Source organism: Rhizobium sp. RAF56, assembly GCF_052113965.1.
In the GTDB taxonomy this organism is placed as follows: Bacteria; Pseudomonadota; Alphaproteobacteria; order Rhizobiales; family Rhizobiaceae; genus Rhizobium.
In genome coordinates this window covers 51953-76037 of sequence record NZ_JBFRDU010000018.1, presented here as the reverse complement: position 1 = coordinate 76037, position 24085 = coordinate 51953, and the positions used below count along the sequence as shown (strand labels likewise).

Here is a 24085-nt window from a genome sequence, read left to right as displayed (position 1 = left end):
AAAGAACCGGGCGGGTTCCGCCTTCGTCTTGACAGGCCGCCCTCGCCGGAACATTTATCGAACACCCGGGCGGTTCCCCACGTGATTCCTTGATGCGGATCGCCCGCGGCCTCATCCGGCCGCTTGAGGAGTTGAGATGAACGCCGCCTACCTCGAAAAGCTCAATCCGCAGCAGCGCCTCGCCGTCGAGCATGGCACGGAAATCGACGGCAGCCACATCGCCGGGCCGCTCCTCGTCATCGCTGGTGCCGGCTCCGGCAAGACCAATACGCTGGCGCACCGCGTCGCGCACCTGATCGTCAAGGGCGCCGATCCGCGCCGTATCCTGCTCATGACCTTTTCCCGCCGGGCCGCCGCCGAGATGGCGCGCCGGGTCGAGCGTATCTGCGGCCAGGTCCTGGGGCCGAACGCCGCCGTCATGGCCGATGCGCTCGCCTGGGCGGGTACTTTCCATGGCATCGGCGCGCGGCTCTTGCGCGACTATGCCGAACAGATCGGCGTCGACCCCGCCTTCACCATCCATGATCGCGAGGACAGCGCCGATCTGATGAACCTCGTCAGGCACGAACTCGGTTTTTCGAAAATGGAAAGCCGTTTTCCGACCAAGGGCACCTGCCTTGCGATCTATTCGCGCGCGGTCAATTCCGAAGCGCCGCTCGAAACTATCCTGCGCGACGCCTTTCCCTGGGTAGCTGCCTGGGAGAAGCAGCTGCGCGAACTCTTCGCGGCCTACGTCGAGGCCAAGCAGACGCAGAACGTGCTCGATTACGACGACCTGCTGCTCTACTGGGCCCATATGGTTCACGAGCCGCTGATCGCGGAGGACATTGCCGGGCGCTTCGACCACGTGCTCGTCGACGAATATCAGGACACCAACCGGCTGCAGGCCTCGATCCTGATGGCGCTCAAGCCGGGCGGGCAAGGGCTCACCGTCGTCGGCGACGATGCGCAATCGATCTACTCGTTCCGCGCCGCGACCGTGCGCAACATCCTCGATTTCCCCGCTTCCTTCAGCCCGGCCGCCAATGTCGTCACGCTCGACAGAAACTACCGCTCGACCCAGCCGATCCTGGCTGCCGCAAACGCCGTCATCGAGCTTGCCTCCGAGCGCTTCACCAAGAACCTTTGGACCGAACGGCAATCCAGCAGCCGGCCGCGGCTGGTGACCGTGCGCGACGAGGCCGACCAGGCCCGCTACGTCGCCGACCAGATCCTGGAAAACCGCGAGGGCGGCACGCGGCTGAAGCAGCAGGCGGTGCTGTTCCGCGCCTCGCACCACAGCGGCGCGCTGGAGGTGGAGCTGACGCGCCGCAACATCCCATTCGTCAAATTCGGCGGGCTGAAATTCCTGGACAGCGCCCATGTCAAGGACATGCTGGCGGCGCTGCGTTTCGCCCAGAACCCGCGCGACCGCGTCGCCGGCTTCCGGCTGATGCAGCTTTTGCCCGGTATCGGCCCCTCGACTGCGCAGCGGGTTCTCGACGCCATCGGCGAGGAGACCAATCCGCTCGGAGCGCTCGCCACGCTGCCGGCCCCGCCTCGCTCGGGCGAGGATTGGAAAAGCTTTGTCGCCACGCTCAGCGAACTGAAGACCGGCAAGGCCGGCTGGCCGGCCGAAATCGGCCTGGTGCGGCAATGGTACGAGCCGCATCTCGACCGTCTGCACGAGGACGCCTCGACCCGCCAGGCGGACCTTATCCAGCTCGAACAGATCGCCGGCGGCTATCCCTCCCGTGAGCGCTTCCTCACCGAACTCACCCTCGATCCGCCCGATGCCACCAGCGACCAGGCCGGCGTGCCGCTCCTCGACGAGGACTATCTCATCCTTTCGACCATTCATTCGGCCAAGGGCCAGGAGTGGACGAAGGTCTTCATGCTGAATGTCGTCGACGGCTGCATACCGTCCGATCTCGGCGTCGGAACCAGCGCCGAGATCGAGGAGGAGCGGCGCCTTCTCTACGTCGCCATGACACGCGCCAAGGACGGCCTCGATCTCGTGGTGCCGCAACGCTTCTTCACCCACGGGCAGAACGCGCAGGGCGACCGCCACGTCTACGCCTCGCGCTCGCGCTTCATTCCGGCGACGCTACTGCAGTTCTTCGAGGTCTGCGGCTGGCCACTTGCCAGAGCGGAAAGCGCTGCCGCCGCGCACGCGCGTCAGGTCCGCGTCGACGTCGGCGCGCGCATGCGCGGCATGTGGCGCTAGGCAAATTCCAGGAAAAGTGGGAAGCGGTTTCCCTCCCGAATTGCGCAAATCTTCTGAGCCTAAATGACCTCGCGGAACATCTCGATGATGGCGGAGAAATCGCGGTTGCCGTTGCCGCGCTTTTCGAAAAGGGCAAAGAGCTGCGCTGCCTCTGCCCCGAGCGGGGTCACGGCACCGCTCGCGGACGCCGCCTCCTGCGCCAGCTTGAGATCCTTCAGCATCAGAGCGGCGGCAAAACCCGGCTTGTAGCCATTGTTGGCGGGCGAGGCCGGTACAGGCCCCGGCACCGGGCAATAGGTGGTGAGCGACCAGCACTGGCCGGAGGACGTGGAGGCGACATCGAACAGGGCCTGGTGCGAAAGGCCGAGTTTTTCGGCGAGCGCAAAGGCCTCGCAGACGCCGATCATGGAAATGCCGAGGATCATGTTGTTGCAGATCTTCGCGGCCTGCCCCGCCCCGTCCTCGCCGCAGTGAACGATGCGCTTGCCCATCGCTTCGAGGAGCGGCTTTGCCTGCGCAAAGCTCTCCGGCGAACCGCCGGCCATGAAGGTGAGCGTGCCGGCGGCAGCGCCCCCGGTCCCGCCGGATACGGGCGCGTCGAGGGAGAGGCAGCCCGCCTGCCTCGCCATCGCATGCGCCTGGCGGGCACTTTCGACATCGACCGTCGAGCAATCGATAATGAGCATGTTCTTTGCCGGCGCCCGCAGAATATCGCTCCAAACGGAAATCACATGCTGGCCCTTCGGCAGCATGGTGATCGCGACTTCCGCGTTGGCGAGCGCCTCGCTCAGGATACTCGCCGGCTTCACGCCCGTTGCCTCAGCAGCCTTCAGCGTGTCGTGCGACAGATCGAACCCGGTCAGGGAATGGCCGGCCCTTACGAGATTGGCGGCCATCGGCCCGCCCATGTTGCCAAGCCCGATAAATGCGATGCGTGTCATGGCCACGTTTCCTCCCGTTCGATCGACCTGTTCGCTGTAGTCCTAAAACAACGCCTGCGGCGCAGGCGCGAAAAAGCGCTCGATATCCGCCTCGCCGACCTCCCCAAGGCTCGCCGGCGACCATTTCGGATTGCGGTCCTTGTCGATGACGGCCGCGCGCACGCCCTCGTAGAAATCCGGGTTCGCAAGGATCTGCAGGCCGACGCCGAATTCGCGCGTGAGGCATTCGGCAAGGCTTGCGCTTTTGGCGCCGGCGCGCAGCAGCCGCAGCGTCAGTTTGAGGCTCGTCGGCGAGCGGGTGGCGATGACGCGTTGCGCCTCGCTTGAGAAGGTGTCCGTCGCCGCGGCAAGCGCTTCGACGATCCCCTCGACGGTATCGTGCGCGAAGGCGCGATCGATGGCGGGGCGATGGGCTTCCAGGCGACCTCCGACGGCGTCGCTCGCCATCTCCGCGATCGCCCGATGCACGTCGAGTGCCGTGGCCGAGGGGGGAAGCGCTGCAACCGCATCGACCAGCGCCGGCAGTCTCTCGGACGGCACGCAATGGTCGGCGAAGCCTGCGTGGATCGCATCCGCAGCGCCGATATCCAGCGCGGTGAGGCCCATATAGGTTCCGGCCTCGCCCGGCGCGTGCGACAAAAGCCAGGTGGCGCCGACATCCGGAAAATAGCCGATACCGGTTTCAGGCATCGCAAGCCGCGTGCGCTCGGTGACGACACGGTGGCTGCCATGGGCCGAAAGCCCGACGCCGCCGCCCATGGTGATGCCGTCCATCAGCGCGACATAGGGTTTCGGATAGGTGGCGATGGCATAATTCAGGCGAAATTCCTCTCGCCAGAAGGCGGCGGCCTCGTCGGTCCCTTCCTTTCCGCTGCGATAGATCGCCCTGATGTCGCCGCCAGCGCAAAATCCGCGCTCTCCCTCCCCGAGAACGACGATGCTCGCAACGCCGCTATCCGCCGCGAAGGCTTCCAGCGCTGCCGCAATCACCCGTACCATCTGCAAGGTCAGGCTGTTCAGCGCCTTTTGCCTGTTGAGGCGAACGATGCCGGCCGAACCTCGGCGTTCGACGATGACGTCGTCCGTTTCGCTGATCGCTCTCTTCGCATCCATCGGCATCCTCGCTGTTTATTTCGTTGCTGCGCAAACCCGGAGGGAACTATGTAGCAAATAACATAAGAAAAACGGATGCAGCGCGGAGTGGGTTTCAGCCATGGCGCCACAAGCCTTAATCCGCGTAGATCGCAGCCTCCTCGCAGCAATAATTTCCTTCCGCGAAAGTGGTTCGGACGTCGAGGTATTCAGGAACGGGATATCGCCACTTATCTTTTCCCCGGCGAGAATTCGCTAAGGTGTGCTTGGGCGCAGTATCCTAGCAAGACATTGACAAGATCGGCATCTTCTTGGAAGGTAAAGGACGAAACTGGAGGCGAAATCTCGCGATTTTCTGCTATGTCGGTACTGCTTGGACGTGTCGAACTCGTCTTGGTAACTGAACGTTCCGCTTCTAGGTGATGCGGCTTTTGGAGACAAAATGGCCCAGCGCAAGATTGCTACGTACCTATCGTACGGCTCGTACCGTGATGCGACCGAAGCATTCGGCGTGGCCAAGGTTCGGAGCGAGCGTGGCCCGGATGAAGATCTCTTTTCCTTGGAGTATCAGCGCAAGCATCAAGTTGGTCCAGACTACGACCCCAACTATTTCGAGAAACTCCAGACGCTTATCGAGGAAAATTACGGCCCGCTTGGCGAATTCAGAGTTGTGAATGGTTGATCAAGCTTCGAATAAAGCGTGAAGCTCAAGCCGCCCTATCGGGTTGAAAACGTCCCACTTCCTCAGAAGTGGGATTTTGTTTGGTGTGCGTATCCTCATGCCGAAAAGCCTGCCCGGCCTGGTCCGTACCCCCGTCCTTGCATTGTAAGGGCCGCAGGTTTTGTTGCTGTGCAAAACGGTGGGGAGATGCCCTGGGTGAAAGTCGTGTATTGCACCAAGCAGATCGATCTGCTCGATGAACATGGTTTTATCATTGACGATCCAGTTCATTTGAAGCAATGCGGGCTGTTTCTGGAAACCCTTGTAGTAACGAATAAGATGACCGGGCTTCCGTGGTCTCCCTCGTTTTTCGACAAGCGGCAGAAGGACAATATCGGCCCCGTGATCGGGCGGTTGCCCGACGAACTGAGGCAGAAAGTGACCGAGCTCTTTTCGGGCTTTTAGACTGCTTCTCCTGCCGACATGATAGCTGAACCACGGCCAACTATCTCTCGTCGAACACGCAACCCGAAACGCCAGGGGAGCATCCATTTTTTGGACCCGAACCGGGCGGCATTTGCCACAGAACCTCGCAATTCCGGACGGAAAACCGTTTCACACTTTTCGCGGAATTGCTTCAACGGTTGTCGGCGAGGATCATCTCCGCCGCTTTTTCGGCAATCATGATCGTCGGCGAATTGGTGTTGCCCGACGTGATCGACGGCATCACCGACGCGTCGGCGATCCTGAGCCGCTTCAGTGCCCTCAGCCTCAGGCGCGGGTCGACGACGCTTTCCCGATCTCCGCCCATGCGGCAGGTGCCGACGGGATGGAAGATCGTCGTGCCGATATCGCCGGCCGCCTTTTCCAGGTCCGCCTCGCTCTCGAAGGCGCGGCCAGGCTTGAACTCTTCGGGCTTGAAGCGGGCGAAGGCGGGCTGCGCGACGATCTTCCGCGTCAGGCGGATCGAACGGGCGGCAATCTCGCGGTCGCGCGGCGTCGACAGATAGTTTGGGTCGATCGCGGGCTGCGCGGCGAAATCCGGGCTCGTCACATGCACCGTGCCGCGACTTTCCGGCCTGAGGTTGCATACACTTGCGGTGATCGCCGGAAAGGTATGAACGGGATCGCCGAACCTGTCCAACGAGACCGGCTGGACATGATATTGCAGGTCCGGGGTCTCCTTGTCCGGTCCGGAGCGGGTGAATATGCCAAGCTGACTCGGCGCCATCGCCATCGGGCCGGAACGGCGGACGAGATATTCAAGCCCGATCGCCGCCTTGCCGAACAGGCTGCTCGCCTTTTCGTTGAGGGTCGGCACGCCGCTGACCTTGTAAGCCATGCGCAGCTGCAGATGGTCCTGCAGGTTTTCCCCGACCCCCTTCACCTCGTGCAGCACGTCGACGCCGGCCCGGCGAAGCACATCGCCCCGGCCGATACCGGAAAGCTCAAGGATGTGCGGCGAGCCGATCGCGCCGGCCGACAGAACGGTTTCCTTCGTGGCATCGGCGCGCTTGGCGACGCCGTCATGCTGGTACTCGACCCCGACCACGGCATCCCCCTCGATCAGCAGCCGGCGGACCTGAGCCTTGGTCAGCACCGTCAGATTTGGCCGCTTCGTCGCCGGGCGCAGGAAGGCTTTTGACGTGTTCCAGCGGATGCCGGAGCGCTGGTTGACGTCGAAATATCCGGAGCCCTCGTTGTCGCCACGGTTGAAGTCGGGCGTTTCGGGAATGCCGGCCTCCTTGGCTGCCTGCTGGAACGCGTCGAGCACGGCCCAGCGCACCCGCGCCTTTTCGACCCGCCACTCGCCGCCGGCCCCGTGCGCGTCGTCCCCGCCGCGGTAATAATCTTCCGATCGCATGAAGGCGGGCAGCACGTCGTCCCAGGCCCAACCTTCGCAGCCGAGTTGGCGCCACAGGTCGTAGTCGCGCGCCTGGCCACGCATATAGATCATGCCGTTGATCGAGGAGCAGCCGCCCAGCACCTTGCCGCGCGGGTAGATCAGCGCCCGGCCGTTGAGCCCGGGGATGGCGGCCGTCGTGAAGCACCAGTCCGTGCGCGGGTTGTTGATGCAGTAGAGGTAGCCGACCGGGATGTGGATCCAGTGATAATTGTCGCTGCCGCCGGCCTCGAGCAGCAAAACCCGGTTCGTTCTATCTGCGGATAGGCGGTTTGCGAGCACGCAGCCGGCACTGCCGGCGCCGATGATGATGTAGTCGAAACGATCCATGGCCCATACTACCTCAGAATTCGCCGCAGGGCCTTTGAGCAGTCCCAGGAAAAGCGTGAAACGGGTTTCCGTCCGGAACTGCGTGAAAACAAAAAGATAGAGCGGATCTGCGATTCATCTGCTCTAGCGCCGGTACTCGAAGCCCAGCAGCCGGCCGAGCTTCGAGGCATAGAATTCGCCGACGACGCCGCGGCGGAAGATGAGGACGCAGACCATGAAGACGATGCCGGTGATGATGGTGACCGGAAATTCGGACGTCGCGAGATAGTTTTCGAGCGCCACCACGAAGCCTGCGCCGAAGAGCGGGCCGATGAGGGTGCCGATGCCGCCGAGCAGGGTCATCAGGATGACTTCGCCGGACATTTGCCAGGCGACGTCGGTGAGCGTCGCGAACTGGAAGACGAGCGCCTTTACGCCGCCCGCAAGCCCCGCGAGCGCCGCCGACATCACGAATGCGCCGAGCTTGTAGCGCGCGACCGAATAGCCGAGCGAGACTGCGCGCGCCTCGTTCTCGCGGATCGATTTCAGGATCATGCCGAAGGGAGAGTTGACGAAGCGCCAGATCACCAGAACGCCGATGATGAAGACGGCGAGCGTCACGTAGTACATGGCTGTCGAGCTTTCGAGATTGATCAGCCCAAAAAGCTTTCCGCGCGGCACCGACTGGATGCCGTCCTCGCCTTCGGTGAATTTCGCCTGCAGGCAGAAGAAGTAGAACATCTGCGCCAGCGCCAGCGTGATCATCGCGAAATAGATGCCCTGGCGGCGGATCGCGAAGAAGCCCATCACCAGTCCCAGGAGAGCCGCGCCCACAACGCCCGAGAGGATGCCGAGTTCGGGGGGGAAGCCCCACTCCTTGACCGTGAAGGCAGTGAAATAGGCGGCACCGCCGAAGAACGTCGCGTGGCCGAAAGAAAGCAGCCCGGTATAGCCGAGCAGCAGATTGAAGGCGCAGGCAAAGAGCGCGAAGCAGAGCAGCTTCATCAGAAAGATCGGGTAGAAGAAGAAGGGGGCGAGCACCAGCAGCACAAGCCCGACCGCCAGAAACGCTCCCTGAATGGGGACCGACGCGTGGCTCTGTTTCGATTTCATCGTGTCGGTGACCTCTGACATTTCACGCATCCCGGCCGAAGAGGCCCGCGGGCCTGATGAGCAGTACGATCGCCATGATGACGAAGATAACCGTGTTGGAGGCCTCCGGATAAAATACCTTGGTCAGGCCTTCGGCGACGCCGAGCAGGTAGCCGGTGACAATTGCCCCCATGATCGAACCCATGCCGCCGACGACGACGACCGCGAAGACGACGATGATGATGTTCGAGCCCATCAGCGGCGAGACCTGGTAGATCGGCGCGGCGAGCACGCCAGCAAAGGCGGCAAGTGCGACGCCAAGGCCGTAGGTGAACGTCAGGAGCACGGGCACGTTGACGCCGAAGGCCTGGACGAGAACGGTGTTTTCCGTCGCGGCGCGCAGATAGGCCCCGAGTTTCGTCTTCTCGATCAGCAGCCAGGTGCCAATGCAGACGATGAGCGACATGACCACCACCCATCCGCGATAGACGGGCAAGAACATGAAGCCGAGGTTGACCGCTCCCGTCAGCGCCGCCGGCGGCGCGTAGGGCTGGCCGGCCGCGCCGTAGAGGTAGCGGAACGTGCCTTCGATGGTCAGCGCCAGGCCGAAGGTGAAAAGCAGGCCATAGAGCGGATCGATGCCATAGAGCCGGCGCAGGAACAGCCGCTCGATGACGACGCCGAGCAGCCCGACGATGAGCGGAGCGAGGATGAGCGCCAGCCAATAGCCGACGCCACCATAGGCGAGCAGCAGATAGGCCGCGAAGGCGCCGAGCATATACTGGGCGCCATGGGCGAAATTGATGATCCTCAGCAAACCGAAGATCACCGCAAGGCCGAGACTGAGGAGCGCGTAGAAGGAGCCGTTGATGAGGCCGATCAAAAGCTGCCCGTAAAGCGCCTGCAGGGGAATGCCGAAGATCGTCGCCATGTCCTATACCCCCAGCACCTTGTGCAGCGTATCCATGCGCTCCGGCAGGGCCGCGACCGGAAATTCAGCGACCATCTTCCCGTGATCCATCAGATAGAAGCGGTCGGCGATGCGGCTTGCGAAGCGGAAATTCTGCTCGACCAGAAGAATGGTCATGCCGCGCGCCTTCAGCTTCTTCAGCACCTCGCCGATGCGCTGCACGATTACGGGGGCCAGCCCCTCGGTCGGCTCGTCGAGCAGAAGCATGCGCACCCCGGTGCGCAGGATGCGCGCCATGGCAAGCATCTGCTGCTCACCGCCGGAAAGCTTGGTACCGGGGCTGTTGCGACGCTCGTGAAGATTGGGAAACAGCTCGAAGATCTCGTCGAGCGTCATGCCGCCAGCGGCAACGACCGGCGGCAGCATCAGGTTCTCCCATACGCTCAGGCTCGAAAAGATGCCGCGCTCTTCCGGCACGAAGCCGATGCCCTTGTGCGCCGTCTTGTGCAGCGGTACCGCCATCATGTCGCCGCCGGCGAAGGCGATGCGACCCTTTCTCGCGCGGATGATGCCGACGATCGTGCGCAAGGTCGTCGTCTTGCCGACCCCGTTGCGACCGAGGATGGTGACCGTCTCTCCCTCGGCGACCGTCATGTCGACGCCGTGCAGGACGTGGCTTTCGCCGTACCAGGCGTTGAGGCCCTGAATGTCGAGCAAGGCTGCCATCTCACGCCTCCTCCGTTCCCATGTAGGCCTCACGGACGCGGGGATCGCGGCTGACCGTTGCATAATCGCCAGCGGCGAGAATCTCGCCGCGCTGGAGCACGGTGACATGGTGGCAGATATCGGCAACCACCGAGAGATTGTGCTCGACCATCAGTACGGCCCGTTCGCGGGCGAGGTCGCGGATCAGCGACGATATGATGGCGACGTCCTCCAACCCCATGCCCGCCATCGGCTCGTCGAGCAGGAGCACCTGCGGATCGAGGGCCAGCGTCGTTGCGATCTCCAGCACGCGCTTGCGGCCATAGGAGAGGTCCGCGGCGGTCGCATGCCGCTCGTTGTCGAGCCCCACCGCGCTGAGGAGCTGATCCGCCCGCGCGTCGAGCCGATCGAGCGCCTTGAGGGGAAGCCAGAACTGGTGGGCAAGTGCGTTCGGCCGCTGCAGCGCGACGCGCACGTTGTCGAGGACGGTCATATGCGGAAACACCGCCGAGATCTGGAACGACCGCGCCAGCCCCATGCGCGCCACCTTGTCGGGCGACGTGCGGGTGATGTCGGTTCCGAGCAGGGTGATGGTGCCGTGCGTCGGCTGCAGGAACTTGGTCAAGAGGTTGAATACGGTGGTCTTGCCGGCGCCGTTCGGGCCGATCAGCGCGTGAACGCGGGCGTGATGGACATCGAGGTCGACGTTCTTGACGGCCGTGAAGCCACCGAAATCGCGGCGAAGACCGCGGGCGGACAAAACCACCCGCGGCTCGCTTGGGACATGGGGAGCGGAGACCGACACGGCCCCGGCCCGCGGCTTACTGCGTCACCAGCGGGCAACCGCTCTTGGCGGGATCGATATAGGCCTCCTTGCCGGGGATGGTTGCGAGCACGTTGAAATAATCCCACGGCTGCTTGCTCTCTTCCGGCTTCTTGACCTGCAAGAGGTACATGTCGTGGAACATGCGGCCGTTCGGTCCGACCGTGCCCTTGCCGGCGAAGACGTCTTCGACTGGCATTTCGTGCAACGCCTTGGCGACCGCCTCGGTTTCGTCGGTTCCGGCCTTCTGCACGGCCTTCAGATATTGCGTGACGGCGGAATAGGTGCCGGCATGGATCATGTTCGGCATCTTGCCGGTGCGCTCGAAGAAACGCTTGCCGAACTTGCGGCTCTCGTCGTCGCGGTTCCAGTAGTAGCCTTCGGTCAGCGTCAGGCCTTGTGCTGCCTGGAGGCCGAGGCCGTGCACTTCGGCCAGCGTGAAGAGCAATGCCGCCAGGTGCTGTCCGCCCTGGCTGATGCCGAATTCGGCCGCCTGCTTGATGGCGTTGGCGGTGTCGAGGCCGGCATTGGCAAGGCCGATGACCTTGGCGCCGGAGGACTGCGCCTGCAGCAGGAAGGACGAGAAATCGCTGGTCGACAGCGGATGGCGAACCGAGCCCACGACCTTGCCGCCATTGGCGGTGACGAAGTCGCTGGTCTGCTGCTCCAGCGAATAGCCGAAGGCATAGTCTGCGGTGAGGAAGAACCAGGTGTCGCCGCCCTGCTTGACCAGCGCGCCGCCGGTGCCGACGGCGAGGGCATGGGTGTCGTAGGCCCAATGGAAGCCATAGGGCGAGCATTGCTTGCCGGTCAGTTCCGTGGTCGCCGCACCGGTGACGATGTCGATCTTCTTCTTTTCCTTGGCGATTGCCTGCACCGCGAGCGCCACCGACGAGGTGGTCAGCTCCATGATCGCGTCGACCTGCTCGGTATCGTACCATTGGCGTGCGATATTGGAGGCGATATCCGGCTTGTTCTGGTGGTCGGCGTCGACAATCTCAACGGGAACGCCGAGCACCTTGCCGCCGAAATCCTCGACCGCCATCTTGGCGGCTTCGACCGACGATTTGCCGCCGAAATCGGCGTAGACGCCGGACTGGTCGTTCAGGATGCCGATCTTGACCTTGCCGTCAGATACCGCGTCGGCGGCGAAGGCAGCGGTCGTACCCGCAAGCAGAAACGCCAATGACGCAATCAGATTCCTTCGCATATCTCTCTCCTCCCGAGATTGTTCAGAATACAGCTCTTTCGATCCGGTTCGCCGCTCCCCTCAAAGCGGTTGCCTTGCCTACGATCCCGGAATTGGTTTGGGTAAGCAAGGCCCCATCTCTAACGCATCCGGAGCGATACGGTTCGCGCCCATGCCTGAATTCCGTTCGCCTGCCGGCCGATTTTCCGTGTCGATATAAAGCGTTAAGTCGTTGTGGATCGACAACAAGCGCCGCTCCGGACATGGGCATTAGACGAAAGACCAAGCCGCGATCGCCGCACCCTCAAACTGCCGGCCGCTGCGCCAGGAGGTCGCGGATCTCGGTGAGCAGCTTCACATCTTCCGGGGGCGGAGCCGCGTCGGCGAGCGCCTCTTCCTTCCTTTCGAGCTGCTCGCGCAGCGTATTCACGCCCTTGACCATCAGGAAGATGATCCAGGCAAGGATCAGGAAGCTGATGACGACGGTGATAAAATTGCCGTAGGCGAGAACGGCGCCCTGCTGGCGGGCGGCGGTGAGCGTCTGGGCCGTCACCTTGGACGACAGCGGAATGAAATAGTTCGAAAAATCGAAGCCGCCACCGGTGATGGCGCCGACGATCGGCATGATGAGATCGTTGACGATGGATTGGACAATGCCGCCGAAGGCACCGCCGATGATGACGCCCACCGCCAGGTCCATCACGTTGCCGCGGGCGATAAAGGCCTTGAATTCGTTGAGCATCGATAGTCCCCTTTGCGTTGCAATTGAAACATGCCTTTGATTTCATTCGCTACATTTTTTGCATACGGCTGAAAAGTCAACCTTAGTGATCGCTTATACGGGTTTTGACTTAAGGCTAAGACGGCCACCGATGTTCAACGCCTGTCATTTGACCTAGAGTGGGATGGGAAGCGGCGACGGAGGAGGCATGCTGCCAGGTTGGGTGATATTCGCGGCCGCGTTCGGCTATCTGCTGACGCTGTTTGCGGTTGCAAGCTACGGCGACCGCCGCAGCCATGCAAGGGCCTCGCCGGATCGCGGACGTCCGGTCGTCTACGCTTTCAGCCTTGCCATCTATTGCACGTCCTGGACCTATTTCGGCGGCGTCGGGCTTGCCGCCCAGCGCGGTCTCGAATTCACCGGGATCTATATCGGCCCAATCCTCGTCTTCACCCTCGGCATGCCGGTTCTGCGGCGCATCATCGAGCTTGCCAAGGCCGAGAAGCTGACCTCGGTCGCCGACTTCGTGGCGGCCCGCTACGGCAAGAACGCGACCGTTGCGGCAATCGTCGCTTTGATCTCGCTGGTCGGCGCCATCCCGTATATCGCGCTGCAGCTGAAGTCGATCTCCGGCAGCGTCTCGGCGATGCTCAACCCTTCCGACTACGGTATCGGCAACGGCAATCTCTACTTCCTCGACCTGCCCCTGATCGTCACCGTCGTGCTTGCCTTCTTCGCCACCATGTTCGGCACGCGCCACACCGACGCGACGGAGCATCAGGACGGGCTCATTCTCGCGATCGCCATGGAATCCGTGGTGAAGCTGATCGCGATCCTGACGGTCGGCGTCTGCGTCATCTGGTTCCTGTTCGACGGCCCGGCCGACCTCTTTGCGAGAGCGGTCAAGGACGCGCCCTCGATGGCCGCGCTGCAGTACAAGACGCCGCTGAGCCGCTGGATCACGCTGACGCTGCTGTCGGCCTGCGCCATCATCATGCTGCCCAGGCAATTTCACGTGACGGTCGTCGAGAACCGTACGGCCAAGGAGCTCAGGCTCGCGGGCATGCTCTTCCCGCTCTATCTGATCGCGATCAACCTGTTCGTCATCCCGATCGCGATCGCCGGCCTCATCAGTTTCGGCGGCAACGGCAATGCCGACCTCTACGTGCTGTCGCTGCCGCTTGGCGGCCAGATGCCGGTTGTCTCGCTGATCGCCTTCATCGGCGGCTTCTCGGCCGCAACCGCCATGGTGATCGTCGCGTCGGTGGCGCTGTCGATCATGGTCTCCAACGATATCGTCATGCCGATCTTCCTCAGGCAGAAGCTGATGGGCAGCGGCAGCCAGCGCGACGATTTCGCCAAGCGGCTGCTGCTTATCAGGCGCACGGCCATCTTTGGCGTGCTGCTGCTCGGCTATGCCTATTATCGCTCGACGGACAGCGATGCGGGCCTTGCCTCCATCGGGCTCCTTTCCTTCGTCGCGATCGCCCAGATGGCCCCCGCCCTTTTCGGCGGCTTGATCTGGCGAAGGGCGAATGCGCGCGGCGCGATCCTCGGCCTCGTCTCCGGCTTCGTCATCTGGGCCTATCTTCTCTTCCTGCCGAGCCTCGGCGGTCCCGACTATTCCTATGTCGCCTCCGCCATCCTCTCTTTCGTCTTCCCTGGCGCACAGGTGTTTGCCGAGCGCTCCGACCCGCTCGTCAATGCGACGGTGCTGAGCCTGCTCGTCAACACCGCCGCCTTCGTCCTCGGCTCGCTGACGCGCAACGCGCGGCCGCTGGAACGCATCCAGGCCGGCATCTTCGTCAAGCGGCATTCGCGGTCGCAGTTCAAGACGCGAGGCTGGAAGACCCGCGTCAGCATCGGAGATCTGAAGACGACGATCGCGAGCTACCTCGGCGAAGAGCGCATGCTGCGCTCCTTCAACACCTATGAGCGCACCGCCGGGCGAAGGCTCGAGGACGATCAGCCGGCCGACATGGCGCTGATCCACTTCTCCGAACAGCTGCTCGGCAGCGCCATCGGCTCGTCTTCCGCGCGCCTCGTGCTGTCGCTCATCCTGCAGAAGATGGAGGATGCCTCCTCCGACACCGCCTGGCTGCTCGACCAGGCCAGCGAAGCGCTGCAATACAATCAGGATATGCTGCAGACGGCGTTGTCGCAGATGGATCAGGGTATCGCAGTCTTCGATTCCCAGCGTCGGCTGACGATCTGGAACCGCCGCTTCCGGCAAATTCTCGATCTTCCCGAGACGGTGGGCCAGGTCGGCTACCCGCTTGCCGATATCGTCGCGGTCCTCGTCGCCCGCGGCGACGTCGCTAGCGCCGACCAGGAGCAGACGGTGCGGCACGTGCTGACGCTCGACAGACCCTTCCCGCTGGTGCTCGAGGGCGGCGAGCGCATTATCGAAGTCCGCTCCAACGCCATGCCGGACAATGGCATCGTCGCCACCTTCACCGACATCACGCACCGCGTTGCCGCCGACCGGGCGCTGAAGCAGGCGAACGAAACCCTGGAACAGCGCGTCGTCGAGCGCACGGCCGAACTGACGCGCGTCAACCGCGAACTCGCGGAGGCCCGCGCGAGCGCCGACGAGGCCAATATCGGCAAGACGCGCTTCTTCGCCGCCGCCGGCCACGACATCCTGCAGCCGCTGAATGCGGCAAGGCTCTATTCCTCGGCGCTGGTGGAGCGGCTCGGCGATGGCGACACCAGCTCCATCGTCCACAACATCGATTCCGCGCTCGAATCGGTCGAGGCGATCCTCGGCGCCGTGCTCGACATTTCGCGGCTGGATACCGGGGCGATGAAGCCGCATATCGCCACCGTTTCGCTTTCCGCCCTCCTGCAGCGCATCGAGACGGACTTCGCGCCGATTGCACGCGAAAAACACCTGAAACTCGTGGTCATGCCGACGACGCTCAAGGTCAGATCCGACGCCAACCTTCTCAGGCGCCTGGTGCAGAACCTCGTTTCCAACGCCATCAAATACACCTTGACCGGCAAGGTCCTGGTCGGCGCCCGCCGCCGCGGCGACAAGGTCATCATCCAGGTGATGGATTCCGGCATCGGCATTCCCGCCTCGAAATTCCGCACCGTATTTAAGGAATTCGCCCGCCTCGACGAGGGAGCGCGGACGGCCTCCGGCCTCGGGCTCGGTCTTTCGATCGTCGACCGCATCGGCCGCGTGCTCGACCATCCGGTCGAACTGCGCTCCACGCCCGGTCGCGGCTCGGATTTCCGCATCGGCATGCCGATCGATCTTTCGCAACCGGCAACCGCGCCGATCGCCGCGGCAGCGCGCCCGGCCCGCGCCGTGCCGACGCTCAACGGGCTCAACGTTCTGTGCATCGACAACGAGCCGAAGATCCTCGAAGGCATGCGGCTCCTGGTTTCGGGATGGGGCTGCGACGTCGAGGTGGCGGGCTCGCTCGCCGCCCTTGCGGCCGTTCCCGCGACAGCAAAGACGCCGGATCTCGTCATTGCCGACTATCACCTCGGCGACGGCACGGGCATCGACGCCATCCGCATGCTGCGGCAGGCCTTCGGTGGCGATCTGCCGGCGCTTCTGATTACCGCCGACCGCTCGCCGGAACTGCGCGCCGAAGCCGAGCGCTATGGCATCGGCGTGCAGCAAAAGCCGGTGCGGCCGGCCGCGCTGCGCGCCTATCTCGCCCAGGTCTCGATCATGAAGCGGGCCGCGGCGCAGTAGCGCGTTTCTGCTTTTCTCCCGAATCGCAGACCCGCTCTGTCCGTCTGTTTTGACGCAATTCCGGACGGGAAACCGCTTCACACTTTTCCTGGACTTGCTCTTGTGAAAACAGCGCGCCTCACCTGCCTTTCGCGGCCTCGCGCCGGCGCTGCTCCTCCATCCCCGTGCGAATGATCTCATGCCGTCTTTCTTCGTCGCCGTGGGCGCAGGGCGGATAAGCGGTGTCGCGCTCCTCGACGTCGTCCTCCGGGCGGACTTCGCCGCGGCAGGCTTTCGCCCGGCGGCAGACAGGCAGGCGGCAATCCCGCCAGTAGCCGAGCTTGTCGGCCATCGGGCGCGTGGCTCTCAGCCAGTTCCGGGCGCGCACGCTGACCGGCAGATTGTAATATTCGTCTTCGGTCAGCCGCTTGCCTTCGACAACGATGTATTCCGTCTTGGTTTTCATGATTTTTCCCGCTTTTCGATGATTGGACAGCTTTCTCCCTTCACGCGGCGAGAATTGCGCCCGTGCTTTGGTTTATGCGGAGAGCCCACGCAAATGCGGAACCTCACTTTTATTTTTTTAGGGTGGCTCCGCATTTGCGTGGCCTTCGGCGTTCTTCGGGGCTTCCGGCCCCTTGAGACGCATGCCTCGTCCCGCTGCACAGGCATTCACGCCTGCTTGCATGGTTGACCCAAACCGGGCTTGGGACCCGGGGAGGACTTGACCGGCGCCATCCCTTGCGGGCGGCACCGTGGCTCGCGCCTCCCTGCCCCTTGCCGCACGTTAGGGTTTGAGACAGGGCGCCGGCTCCCGCCTGCCCGCGAACGTCTCGCGAAACACTCCGGCGGCGGAAGCGGGCTTATTATGCGCCGGGATTTCACGAGGGGGACGAAAGTGCATGAAATTTTTCATAAGCCATTGAAATCGTTATATAAGAAAATATTCCTATGCCCCTCTTCCGAAGTTATGTTATGCTTGCCGCCGCTCGCGGCGCCGTGCGGCGTGCATCGTATCCAACGACCAGGCACCGCCGCCGAAGGCGACCAGAGCCAGAAAGCCGCCGGCCATGGCGATGTTCTTGTTGAAATGGATCGTCTGGTCGAGGTCGGCGAAGTTGGTGTGGAAGAACAATGCCGTGAGCAGGCAGAAGCCCATCAGCGCGAAGGCCGCGAAGCGGGTGAAGAGACCGAGCACCACGAGCAGACCACAGCCGAGTTCGGTCAGGATGACTAACGGCAGAAGGCTGCTGCTGACGCCGCTCGACTGCATATAGGCGGCGGTCGCCGAATAGCTGCCGAGCTTGGTGACGCCTTCAAGGAGAAAGATCCAGGCGAGGGCAAGTCTCGCCACGAACGCTGCAATCGGCTGAAGCCGGTCCATCATGGGCTCCTGTTGTTGGCGCATGATGCCGTGCGCGGCACGATGCTCTGTTGGCATTTTACACGATACGACGCGGCAAAGGTACTTGCCGCCCGCCATGCCACCCTGCCCAAGCGTCAAGGCGACATGGCGGCCGTCGCTCGCTACCCCTTCCTCCCTTGGGGGGGTGAAGGTTGGAAGAGGGAACGAGACGAATGAACCTGGAGCTGCCCTGCTCTAAAGGCTGGAGGGATTGGCAATCGCCTTGGCAAGGTCCTCGTATTCCTCGCATTGCATGCCGCAAAGGCCCTTGATGACGGTCAGCTGCTCGTTGGCGAGATCCAGCCGCCCCTTGATCACATAGGCCTCGCCCAGATATTCGCGCACCTGCGCATATTTCGGATCGAGATCGACGGACTTCAGATAGTAGGAAATACCCTCGTCCAGCCGCCCGAGATGGCGCGTGGCATAGCCGCGATAGTTGAGCGCCTTTGGCGTATTCGGGTCCTTGACCATGTCGAGCACGTCGAGCGCTTCGTCATAGCGATCGGACTTGGCGAGCGCGTAGGCGTAGTCGGTCAAGTCTTCATCGGGAAAAGCTTCCGTGCGCGCCTTCACGCATTTGCGCTGGTAGCGATCCCAGAGCTGACCCTTGGCGCAGGTCTTCATCTGCGTGCTGCCGCCGCTGCCACCGTTCCCGCCGCTACTTCCACCGCCGCCGCTGCTTCCACCGCCGCTGCTGCCGCCGCCACCGCCGGCGGCCAATGCTGACGTCATCGGCATCAGCGCGGCAAGGCCGATGCCGGTGGCAACGGCCATATGGCGAAGGGTGGTCATCCTGCCTGTCTTGCGAAGCATATCCGCCTCCATCGCGTGGACATGCGCAATAAACACCCAAGCGGCAATTTTATTCGGTCCGCCGTTTCAGACTGACGGCGCAAGCATGGCTTGGGCGGCGACGGCGGAAAAAAGCCTCAACCAAATTTGGGGCTCGCCCTTAAACGGAGCGCCTGCAATCTCCATATCACGGCGTGTATGCGCTCCGGCGCGGCGAAAAAACGGGATTGGAAGAGAATGCAGCGTTTTGGACGAATTCTTGCGATGGTCGGAATTGGCCTCATGGTCATGCTGACGGCGGTCGATTTCGCAGAGGCTCGCCGCGGGGGCGCTGGCTTCGGTAGCCGCGGGACGCGGACGTTCTCCACAGCGCCGACGACGCGGACGGCGCCGACCACCGCCGCGCCGATCGAGCGCACGATGACACCGAACACCGTGAACCCCGCGCAGACGTTGCCAACGGCTCCAACGCCCCGGCGCCCCGGCCTGTTCGGCGGTTTCGGCGGTTCGATGTTGGGCGGCCTTATGATGGGCGGCCTCATCGGCATGCTGCTTGGCAATGGCCTTGGCGGCGGCATGGGCTTCCTCGGCATGCTGCTGCAGATCGCGCTCGTGTTCGGCGCCGTGTCGATGGCCATGCGTTTCTTCGGCCGCCGCGGGCAATCGGCACAGGTGGGCGCTTCAGCCCAGAACGCGCCGCGCGCATCCGGCATGCCCTCCTTCACCATTCCGCGCATCGGCGAGGCGGCCGGCACGGCCGCGTCGCGCCCGGCGGATGAAATCGGCGTTCAAAAGAATGATCTCGATCACTTCCAAACCATGCTGGCGGATGTTCAGGCTGCCTATGGCGCCGAGGATTTTCCGGCGCTGCGCCGGCTGACGACGCCCGAGGCGATGTCCTATCTCGCCGAGGAACTCGGCGACAACGCCACCCAGGGCGTCAAGAACGACGTGCGCGACGTGCGCCTGTTGCAGGGCGATGTGGCCGAGGCCTGGCGCGAAGACGGCAAGGATTATGCGACGGTCGCGATGCGCTACGAAAGCATCGACGTGATGCGCGACCGAACCTCAGGTGCCGTCGTCAGGGGCAATCCCGATAAGCCGACCGAGGCAGTGGAACTCTGGACCTTCCTGCGCGAGCGCGGCGGCGACTGGCGCGTGTCGGCGATCCAGGGCGTTTCGGGGCACTGATGACGGTGCAGGCGGGGCCTGTCGCTCTACACATTGGAACCTCGCCGTTAAAGGCGAGGATCGATTCAGGTTGCTAGCAAAACAGTCTTTTTTACGAGCGCTGTCCGTTCTCTCCGTCTTCCCGGCCTTGAGCCGGGATCCAGCCGCGCCGCGTCGGCGGCGAGAAAGAGTCTTTTGCGCGCAAGGACTTGCGCGCGCTGGACCCCGGATCTGGTCCGGGGAGACGGCGGATGGCGGCGCAGTCCTGGCAAGCCGTTAGAGTTTGTTAGCAGTCTTAGTGGATCCTCGCCCGTTGAGGCGAGGCTCTCGGTCCGCTGAAGGCGGCGCCTAGGCCGCCTTGCTTTCCTTGTACGGGTTGAAGCGCGTATAGAAGGTGTCGCCCTTCGCGGCCATGTCGAGAAGCAGCGCGGTCGGCTTGAAGCGTTCTCCGTAAGCTGCCGCTAACTTTTCACAGAGCGCCACGAAGGTCTTCACGCCCATGCCGTCGATGTAGGAGAGCGTGCCGCCGGTGTAGGGTGCGAAACCGAAACCGAGGATGGAGCCGACATCGGCCTCGCGCGGATCGGTGACGATGCCCTCTTCGACGGTGCGGGCGGCTTCCAGCGCGATGGTCGCGAGCAGGCGCTGCTTGATGACCGTGACGTCGACGTCTTCGGCGCGCTTCTGCGGATAGAAGTCCTTCAGCCCCGGCCAGAGCGACTTTTTCGCCGGCTTTGCCGGATAGTCGTAGAAGCCCCTGCCGTTCTTGCGGCCGCGGCGGTCGAGTTCGTCGACCATCTTGTCGATCAGCGCCACGTGCTTCGGATCGACGGAGCCTTCGCCGAGGTCGGCAAGCGAGGCCCTGATGACCCTCTGGCTGAGATCGACGGCCACCTCGTCGTTGAGCGACAGCGGGCCGACCGGCATGCCGGCCATCTTGGCGGCATTCTCGATCATCGCCGCCGGCACGCCTTCGATCAGCATGTCGTAGGCCTCGTGGATGTAGCGGAAGACGCAGCGGTTGACATAGAAGCCGCGCGTGTCGTTGACGACGATCGGCGTCTTCTTGATCGCGGCCACGTAGTCGAGCGCAACCGCGATCGCCTTGTCGCCGGTTTCCTTGCCGAGGATGACTTCCGTCAGCATCATCTTGTGGACCGGCGAGAAGAAGTGCACGCCGATGAAGTCGCCCGGACGCTTCGAATTCCTGGCAAGGCCGGTGATCGGCAGCGTCGAGGTGTTCGAGGCAAAGACCGCGCCCTCGGGAAGCACGGCCTCGACCGCCTCGATCACCGCCTTCTTGACGTCGCGGTCCTCGAAGACCGCCTCGATGACGAGGCTTGCGTCCCTCAGGCCCTCGTAGCCGGCCTCTGGGGTGATCAGCGCGAGAAGTGCGGCACCTTCGTCCTGCGACATCCGGCCCTTGCCGACGGCTTCCTTGACCAGGCCTTCCGAATGCGCCTTGCCCTTGGTCGCTGCCTCCAGATCGCGGTCGATCAGCACGACGGGAATACCGGCCGCTGCCGTGACATAGGCGATTGACGCGCCCATGAAGCCGGCGCCGACGATACCCACCTTCTTGAATTCGCTCTTCGGCACGCCGGACGGACGCCGGGCGCCCTTGCCCAGCTCCTGCATCGAGATGAACAGCGAGCGGATCATCGAGAAGGCTTCGGTCGTCTGCAGCACCTGCGTGAAATAGCGCTGCTCGATCCTGAGGCCGGTATCGAACGGAACCTGCAGGCCTTCGTAGACGCATTTGAGGATGGCAAGCGCCGCGGGATAATTGCCGGCGGTTTCCTTGCGCAGCATGGCGGGCACGGCCGGCCAGAGCTGGGCGGAGGCCGGCGTCCAGATGCCGCCGCCGGGAACCTTGAAGCCCTTTTCGTCCCAGGGGGCGACCGGCTTCAACCCGTCCTTGATCATCTGCTTGGCAGCGGGGATCAGCTGGTCCGGCTCGACGACCTGGTGCACGAGGTTCATCGCCTTGGCGCGCTGCGCCGTCAGCGACGAGCCGGTCGTCATCATCTGCAGGGCATCCTGGGCATTGGCGAGGCGCGAGACGCGCTGCGTGCCGCCGGCGCCGGGGAAAATGCCGACCTTGACCTCGGGCAGCGCGATCTTGACGCTTCTGGCATTGGAGGCGACGCGGCCGTGGCAGGCGAGCGACATCTCGAAAGCGCCGCCCATGCAGGTGCCGTTGATCGCCGAGACCCACGGCTTGCCGCAGGTTTCCAGCTTGCGGAAGAGGCCCGTCATGCGCCCGACCAGATGGAACACCTTCTCGACCGCGCCGGCCGGATCCTTCGCCTTCTCATCATGGTAGAAGGAAAACATCGACTGGATCATGGTTAGATCGGCGCCGCCTGAGAAGGAGGACTTGCCCGAGGTGATGACGACGCCCTTGACCGCCGCATCGGCGACCGTGGCGTCGATGATCGCGTCAAGTTCGTCCATCACTTCAGTCGTGAAGACGTTCATGGATTTGCCGGGCATGTCCCAGGTGACGAGCGCAATGCCGTCGGCGTCGGTTGCGACGGTGAAATTCTTGTAAGTCATGACTACGTTCCCTCTTATACGCGCTCGATGATCGTAGCCGTGCCCATGCCGGCGCCGATGCACAACGTCACCAGGGCGGTATTGAGACCGCGACGCTCGAGTTCGTCCAGTACGGTGCCGAGGATCATGGCCCCGGTGGCGCCGAGCGGATGGCCCATGGCGATGGCGCCGCCATTGACGTTGATCTTGTCATGCGGAATGTCGAAAGCCTGCATATAGCGCAGCACCACCGAGGCGAAGGCCTCGTTCAGCTCGAAGAGATCGATGTCGGAAATCTTCATGCCGGCGCGCTTCAAGAGCTTTTCGGTCACGTCGACCGGGCCGGTCAGCATGAGCGCCGGGTCGGAGCCGATATTGGCGAAGGCCTTGATGCGGCCGCGCGGCTTCAGCCCCATGCTCTCGCCGCCTGCCTTGGAGCCGATGAGCACTGCCGCGGCGCCATCGACGATGCCTGAGGAGTTGCCGGCGTGGTGCACGTAGTTGACCCGCTCCAGCTCCGGGTGCGCCTGGATGGCGACCGCTTCGAAGCCACCCATTTCGCCCGGCATCTGGAAGGAAGGGTTGAGGGAGGCGAGCGCCTGCATGTCGGTGCCGGGGCGCATGTGTTCGTCATGGGCGAGGATCGTCAGACCGTTCTGGTCCTTCACCGGCACGACGGAGTTGTTGAAATAGCCCTTTTCCCAGGCGTGCGCCGCACGCTTCTGGCTTTCGACGGCATAGGCGTCGACGTCGTCGCGGGTAAAGCCGTACTTGGTGGCGATCAGGTCCGCCGACACGCCCTGCGGCATGAAATAGGCCGGAAAGTTGACCGAGGGATCCATGAACCACGAGCCACCCGACATGCCGAGCCCGATGCGCGACATGCTCTCGACGCCGCCGGCGATCACGATGTCATCCGCCCCTTGCGCGATCTTGGCCGCGGCGAGGTTGACGGCATCGAGGCCGGAAGCGCAGAAGCGGGAAATCTGAATGCCCGGGGCGCGGTTCGAATAGCCCGCCTCGAAGGCCGCGCCCTTCGGCACGACGGCGCCGGCGTCCATCACCGGATCGACGCAGCCCATGATGATGTCGTCGACGGTGTTGGTATCGAGGCCGTTGCGATCGCGCACCGCTTCCAAAACCTTCGCGGCGAGACGCACCGACGGCACCTCATGCAGCGAACCGTCCTTCTTGCCTCGCCCGCGCGGCGTGCGCACGTGGTCGTAAATGAAAACGTCGGTCATTCCTCTTCTCCCTGTCGGCGGTGAGCCGCCTGAAATACGTCCATTGTCTATTCGAAAAAGGTACTCACCCGGGCCAGAACTTCGTCCACGATGAAACCGGGAACGCGCTCGACAAAACGCCCTCCCCGCGATTTCAAATCGATGGCCCGCAGCTGGTTGCAGAGCACCACGCCGGCGCTTTTCGTTCCCGCGCCGGACAGCGGCACGGTAAAACCCTGAAACCGGGCGAATTGCCCAGCGGTGGTAATCGGCGCGACGATCGGCGTACCAAGATCGTTGAAAATCTTGCGCGTGACGACGAGCACGTAGCCCGCATTCGCCTGTTCGCGGCCGCGCGACGGCTCGAGATCCACCTGCCAGACGTCGCCGCGCTCCATTAGATCACTTCCCGACCAACCGGCGGGCTATCCAGCCACTCCCGATCCTCGTCGCTGAGCGGTGCATCCGGATCGCATTGGGCGAGCAGCTCTTCAAGCGTGTACTTCGGCCGCGCCCTTGGCACAGCGATCAAACGCCCATCCTCGACGGAAACGTCGAGCTTTGTATTCGCCGAAAGCCCGAGCGTCTCCAGCACCGGCTTCGGGATGGTCATCATCACCGAGCCACCAACCGTACGCAATGTCGATACCGCCATGCTCGTCTCCTTTGGAAAGTTATATGAATATATAACTTTCCTCCACTCGGACAATG

The 24085-nt window shown here is 63.2% G+C and carries 21 protein-coding genes; 5 read left to right on the top strand and 16 right to left on the bottom strand.

What is annotated here, in order from left to right; translation table 11 throughout:
* Positions 1-136 precede the first annotated feature (136 nt).
* The gene (locus AB4048_RS16760) at positions 137-2206 is read left to right on the top strand and encodes an ATP-dependent helicase (RefSeq protein ID WP_442203109.1); all 2070 of its coding nucleotides are present in this window, start codon (positions 137-139) and stop codon (positions 2204-2206) included.
* 59 nt (positions 2207-2265) lie between these two features.
* Here AB4048_RS16760 and mmsB read toward each other — a convergent pair whose 3' ends face one another.
* The gene (gene mmsB, locus AB4048_RS16755) at positions 2266-3147 is read right to left on the bottom strand and encodes a 3-hydroxyisobutyrate dehydrogenase (RefSeq protein ID WP_442203108.1); all 882 of its coding nucleotides are present in this window, start codon (positions 3145-3147) and stop codon (positions 2266-2268) included.
* Positions 3148-3189: 42 nt separating this feature from the next.
* Positions 3190-4260 (bottom strand): enoyl-CoA hydratase/isomerase family protein, encoded by a 1071-nt coding sequence (locus AB4048_RS16750; protein WP_442203107.1) that lies wholly within the window; start codon positions 4258-4260, stop codon positions 3190-3192.
* Between the two features lie 421 nt (positions 4261-4681).
* Between AB4048_RS16750 and AB4048_RS16745 the strand changes: the two genes are divergently transcribed.
* Complete coding sequence (locus AB4048_RS16745) at positions 4682-4921, top strand: hypothetical protein (protein ID WP_442203106.1); 240 nt, start codon at positions 4682-4684, stop codon at positions 4919-4921.
* Positions 4922-4939: 18 nt separating this feature from the next.
* Entirely contained in the window at positions 4940-5365 is a 426-nt protein-coding gene (locus AB4048_RS16740) for a hypothetical protein (protein WP_442203105.1), read from the top strand.
* A 172-nt stretch (positions 5366-5537) separates the two neighbouring features.
* Here the strand turns inward: AB4048_RS16740 and AB4048_RS16735 are convergent, their stop codons facing one another.
* The 7 genes from AB4048_RS16735 to mscL all read right to left on the bottom strand — a co-directional run bounded on the left by AB4048_RS16735 (position 5538) and on the right by mscL (position 12573).
* The gene (locus AB4048_RS16735) at positions 5538-7133 is read right to left on the bottom strand and encodes a GMC family oxidoreductase (protein ID WP_442203104.1); all 1596 of its coding nucleotides are present in this window, start codon (positions 7131-7133) and stop codon (positions 5538-5540) included.
* A gap of 123 nt (positions 7134-7256) precedes the next feature.
* A complete protein-coding gene (locus AB4048_RS16730) occupies positions 7257-8225 on the bottom strand; it encodes a branched-chain amino acid ABC transporter permease (RefSeq protein ID WP_442203152.1) in 969 nt (322 codons plus the stop codon).
* A 22-nt stretch (positions 8226-8247) separates the two neighbouring features.
* A complete protein-coding gene (locus AB4048_RS16725; RefSeq protein ID WP_442203103.1) occupies positions 8248-9135 on the bottom strand; it encodes a branched-chain amino acid ABC transporter permease in 888 nt (295 codons plus the stop codon).
* 3 nt (positions 9136-9138) lie between these two features.
* Positions 9139-9840 carry an ABC transporter ATP-binding protein gene (locus tag AB4048_RS16720; protein ID WP_442203102.1) on the bottom strand — a complete coding sequence of 234 codons (702 nt, stop codon included), beginning with the start codon at positions 9838-9840 and terminating at the stop codon, positions 9139-9141.
* Between the two features lies 1 nt (position 9841).
* Positions 9842-10624, bottom strand: coding sequence for an ABC transporter ATP-binding protein (locus AB4048_RS16715; RefSeq protein ID WP_442203101.1), 783 nt, complete (start codon positions 10622-10624; stop codon positions 9842-9844).
* A 16-nt stretch (positions 10625-10640) separates the two neighbouring features.
* On the bottom strand, positions 10641-11852 hold the full coding sequence (locus AB4048_RS16710; RefSeq protein ID WP_442203100.1) for an ABC transporter substrate-binding protein: 1212 nt from the start codon (positions 11850-11852) through the stop codon (positions 10641-10643).
* Between the two features lie 283 nt (positions 11853-12135).
* Positions 12136-12573 carry a large conductance mechanosensitive channel protein MscL gene (mscL, locus tag AB4048_RS16705; RefSeq protein WP_442203099.1) on the bottom strand — a complete coding sequence of 146 codons (438 nt, stop codon included), beginning with the start codon at positions 12571-12573 and terminating at the stop codon, positions 12136-12138.
* Between the two features lie 187 nt (positions 12574-12760).
* Here mscL and AB4048_RS16700 point away from each other — a divergent pair, with 187 nt between their 5' ends.
* On the top strand, positions 12761-16264 hold the full coding sequence (locus AB4048_RS16700; RefSeq protein WP_442203098.1) for a hybrid sensor histidine kinase/response regulator: 3504 nt from the start codon (positions 12761-12763) through the stop codon (positions 16262-16264).
* A gap of 118 nt (positions 16265-16382) precedes the next feature.
* Here the strand turns inward: AB4048_RS16700 and AB4048_RS16695 are convergent, their stop codons facing one another.
* From AB4048_RS16695 to AB4048_RS16685, 3 genes are all read right to left on the bottom strand, one after another.
* Entirely contained in the window at positions 16383-16709 is a 327-nt protein-coding gene (locus AB4048_RS16695; RefSeq protein ID WP_442203097.1) for a hypothetical protein, read from the bottom strand.
* A 507-nt stretch (positions 16710-17216) separates the two neighbouring features.
* Positions 17217-17627, bottom strand: coding sequence for a DoxX family protein (locus tag AB4048_RS16690; RefSeq protein WP_442203096.1), 411 nt, complete (start codon positions 17625-17627; stop codon positions 17217-17219).
* Between the two features lie 216 nt (positions 17628-17843).
* Complete coding sequence (locus tag AB4048_RS16685; RefSeq protein WP_442203151.1) at positions 17844-18392, bottom strand: tetratricopeptide repeat protein; 549 nt, start codon at positions 18390-18392, stop codon at positions 17844-17846.
* Positions 18393-18680: 288 nt separating this feature from the next.
* On the opposite strand from AB4048_RS16685, the gene AB4048_RS16680 reads away from it, so the two are divergent.
* On the top strand, positions 18681-19634 hold the full coding sequence (locus AB4048_RS16680; protein ID WP_442203095.1) for a Tim44 domain-containing protein: 954 nt from the start codon (positions 18681-18683) through the stop codon (positions 19632-19634).
* Between the two features lie 327 nt (positions 19635-19961).
* Here the strand turns inward: AB4048_RS16680 and AB4048_RS16675 are convergent, their stop codons facing one another.
* Genes AB4048_RS16675 through AB4048_RS16660 form a run of 4 tightly spaced genes read right to left on the bottom strand, consistent with a single transcriptional unit; the run spans position 19962 to position 24029 of the window.
* Complete coding sequence (locus AB4048_RS16675) at positions 19962-22172, bottom strand: 3-hydroxyacyl-CoA dehydrogenase NAD-binding domain-containing protein (RefSeq protein ID WP_442203094.1); 2211 nt, start codon at positions 22170-22172, stop codon at positions 19962-19964.
* Positions 22173-22186: 14 nt separating this feature from the next.
* Positions 22187-23395: an acetyl-CoA C-acetyltransferase gene (locus AB4048_RS16670; protein WP_442203093.1), complete on the bottom strand. Its 1209-nt coding sequence runs from the start codon at positions 23393-23395 to the stop codon at positions 22187-22189.
* 47 nt (positions 23396-23442) lie between these two features.
* Entirely contained in the window at positions 23443-23772 is a 330-nt protein-coding gene (locus AB4048_RS16665; protein WP_442203092.1) for a type II toxin-antitoxin system PemK/MazF family toxin, read from the bottom strand.
* Positions 23772-24029 carry an AbrB/MazE/SpoVT family DNA-binding domain-containing protein gene (locus tag AB4048_RS16660; protein ID WP_442203091.1) on the bottom strand — a complete coding sequence of 86 codons (258 nt, stop codon included), beginning with the start codon at positions 24027-24029 and terminating at the stop codon, positions 23772-23774. Before AB4048_RS16660 ends, AB4048_RS16665 begins: the two co-directional genes overlap by 1 nt.
* Between the last annotated feature and the right edge of the window lie 56 nt (positions 24030-24085).

What these genes read in the sequence shown, in the direction of transcription:
- AB4048_RS16730 (WP_442203152.1), bottom strand. Translation starts at nt 8,225, where the DNA reads ATGAAATCGAAACAGAGCCACGCGTCGGTCCCCATTCAGGGAGCGTTT.
- AB4048_RS16695 (WP_442203097.1), bottom strand. Translation starts at nt 16,709, where the DNA reads ATGAAAACCAAGACGGAATACATCGTTGTCGAAGGCAAGCGGCTGACC.
- AB4048_RS16720 (WP_442203102.1), bottom strand. Translation starts at nt 9,840, where the DNA reads ATGGCAGCCTTGCTCGACATTCAGGGCCTCAACGCCTGGTACGGCGAA.
- AB4048_RS16700 (WP_442203098.1), top strand. Translation starts at nt 12,761, where the DNA reads ATGCTGCCAGGTTGGGTGATATTCGCGGCCGCGTTCGGCTATCTGCTG.
- AB4048_RS16680 (WP_442203095.1), top strand. Translation starts at nt 18,681, where the DNA reads ATGCAGCGTTTTGGACGAATTCTTGCGATGGTCGGAATTGGCCTCATG.
- AB4048_RS16660 (WP_442203091.1), bottom strand. Translation starts at nt 24,029, where the DNA reads ATGGCGGTATCGACATTGCGTACGGTTGGTGGCTCGGTGATGATGACC.
- AB4048_RS16725 (WP_442203103.1), bottom strand. Translation starts at nt 9,135, where the DNA reads ATGGCGACGATCTTCGGCATTCCCCTGCAGGCGCTTTACGGGCAGCTT.
- AB4048_RS16760 (WP_442203109.1), top strand. Translation starts at nt 137, where the DNA reads ATGAACGCCGCCTACCTCGAAAAGCTCAATCCGCAGCAGCGCCTCGCC.
- AB4048_RS16735 (WP_442203104.1), bottom strand. Translation starts at nt 7,133, where the DNA reads ATGGATCGTTTCGACTACATCATCATCGGCGCCGGCAGTGCCGGCTGC.
- AB4048_RS16745 (WP_442203106.1), top strand. Translation starts at nt 4,682, where the DNA reads ATGGCCCAGCGCAAGATTGCTACGTACCTATCGTACGGCTCGTACCGT.
- AB4048_RS16675 (WP_442203094.1), bottom strand. Translation starts at nt 22,172, where the DNA reads ATGACTTACAAGAATTTCACCGTCGCAACCGACGCCGACGGCATTGCG.
- AB4048_RS16750 (WP_442203107.1), bottom strand. Translation starts at nt 4,260, where the DNA reads ATGGATGCGAAGAGAGCGATCAGCGAAACGGACGACGTCATCGTCGAA.
- AB4048_RS16670 (WP_442203093.1), bottom strand. Translation starts at nt 23,395, where the DNA reads ATGACCGACGTTTTCATTTACGACCACGTGCGCACGCCGCGCGGGCGA.
- AB4048_RS16665 (WP_442203092.1), bottom strand. Translation starts at nt 23,772, where the DNA reads ATGGAGCGCGGCGACGTCTGGCAGGTGGATCTCGAGCCGTCGCGCGGC.
- AB4048_RS16710 (WP_442203100.1), bottom strand. Translation starts at nt 11,852, where the DNA reads ATGCGAAGGAATCTGATTGCGTCATTGGCGTTTCTGCTTGCGGGTACG.
- mscL (WP_442203099.1), bottom strand. Translation starts at nt 12,573, where the DNA reads ATGCTCAACGAATTCAAGGCCTTTATCGCCCGCGGCAACGTGATGGAC.
- mmsB (WP_442203108.1), bottom strand. Translation starts at nt 3,147, where the DNA reads ATGACACGCATCGCATTTATCGGGCTTGGCAACATGGGCGGGCCGATG.
- AB4048_RS16690 (WP_442203096.1), bottom strand. Translation starts at nt 17,627, where the DNA reads ATGGACCGGCTTCAGCCGATTGCAGCGTTCGTGGCGAGACTTGCCCTC.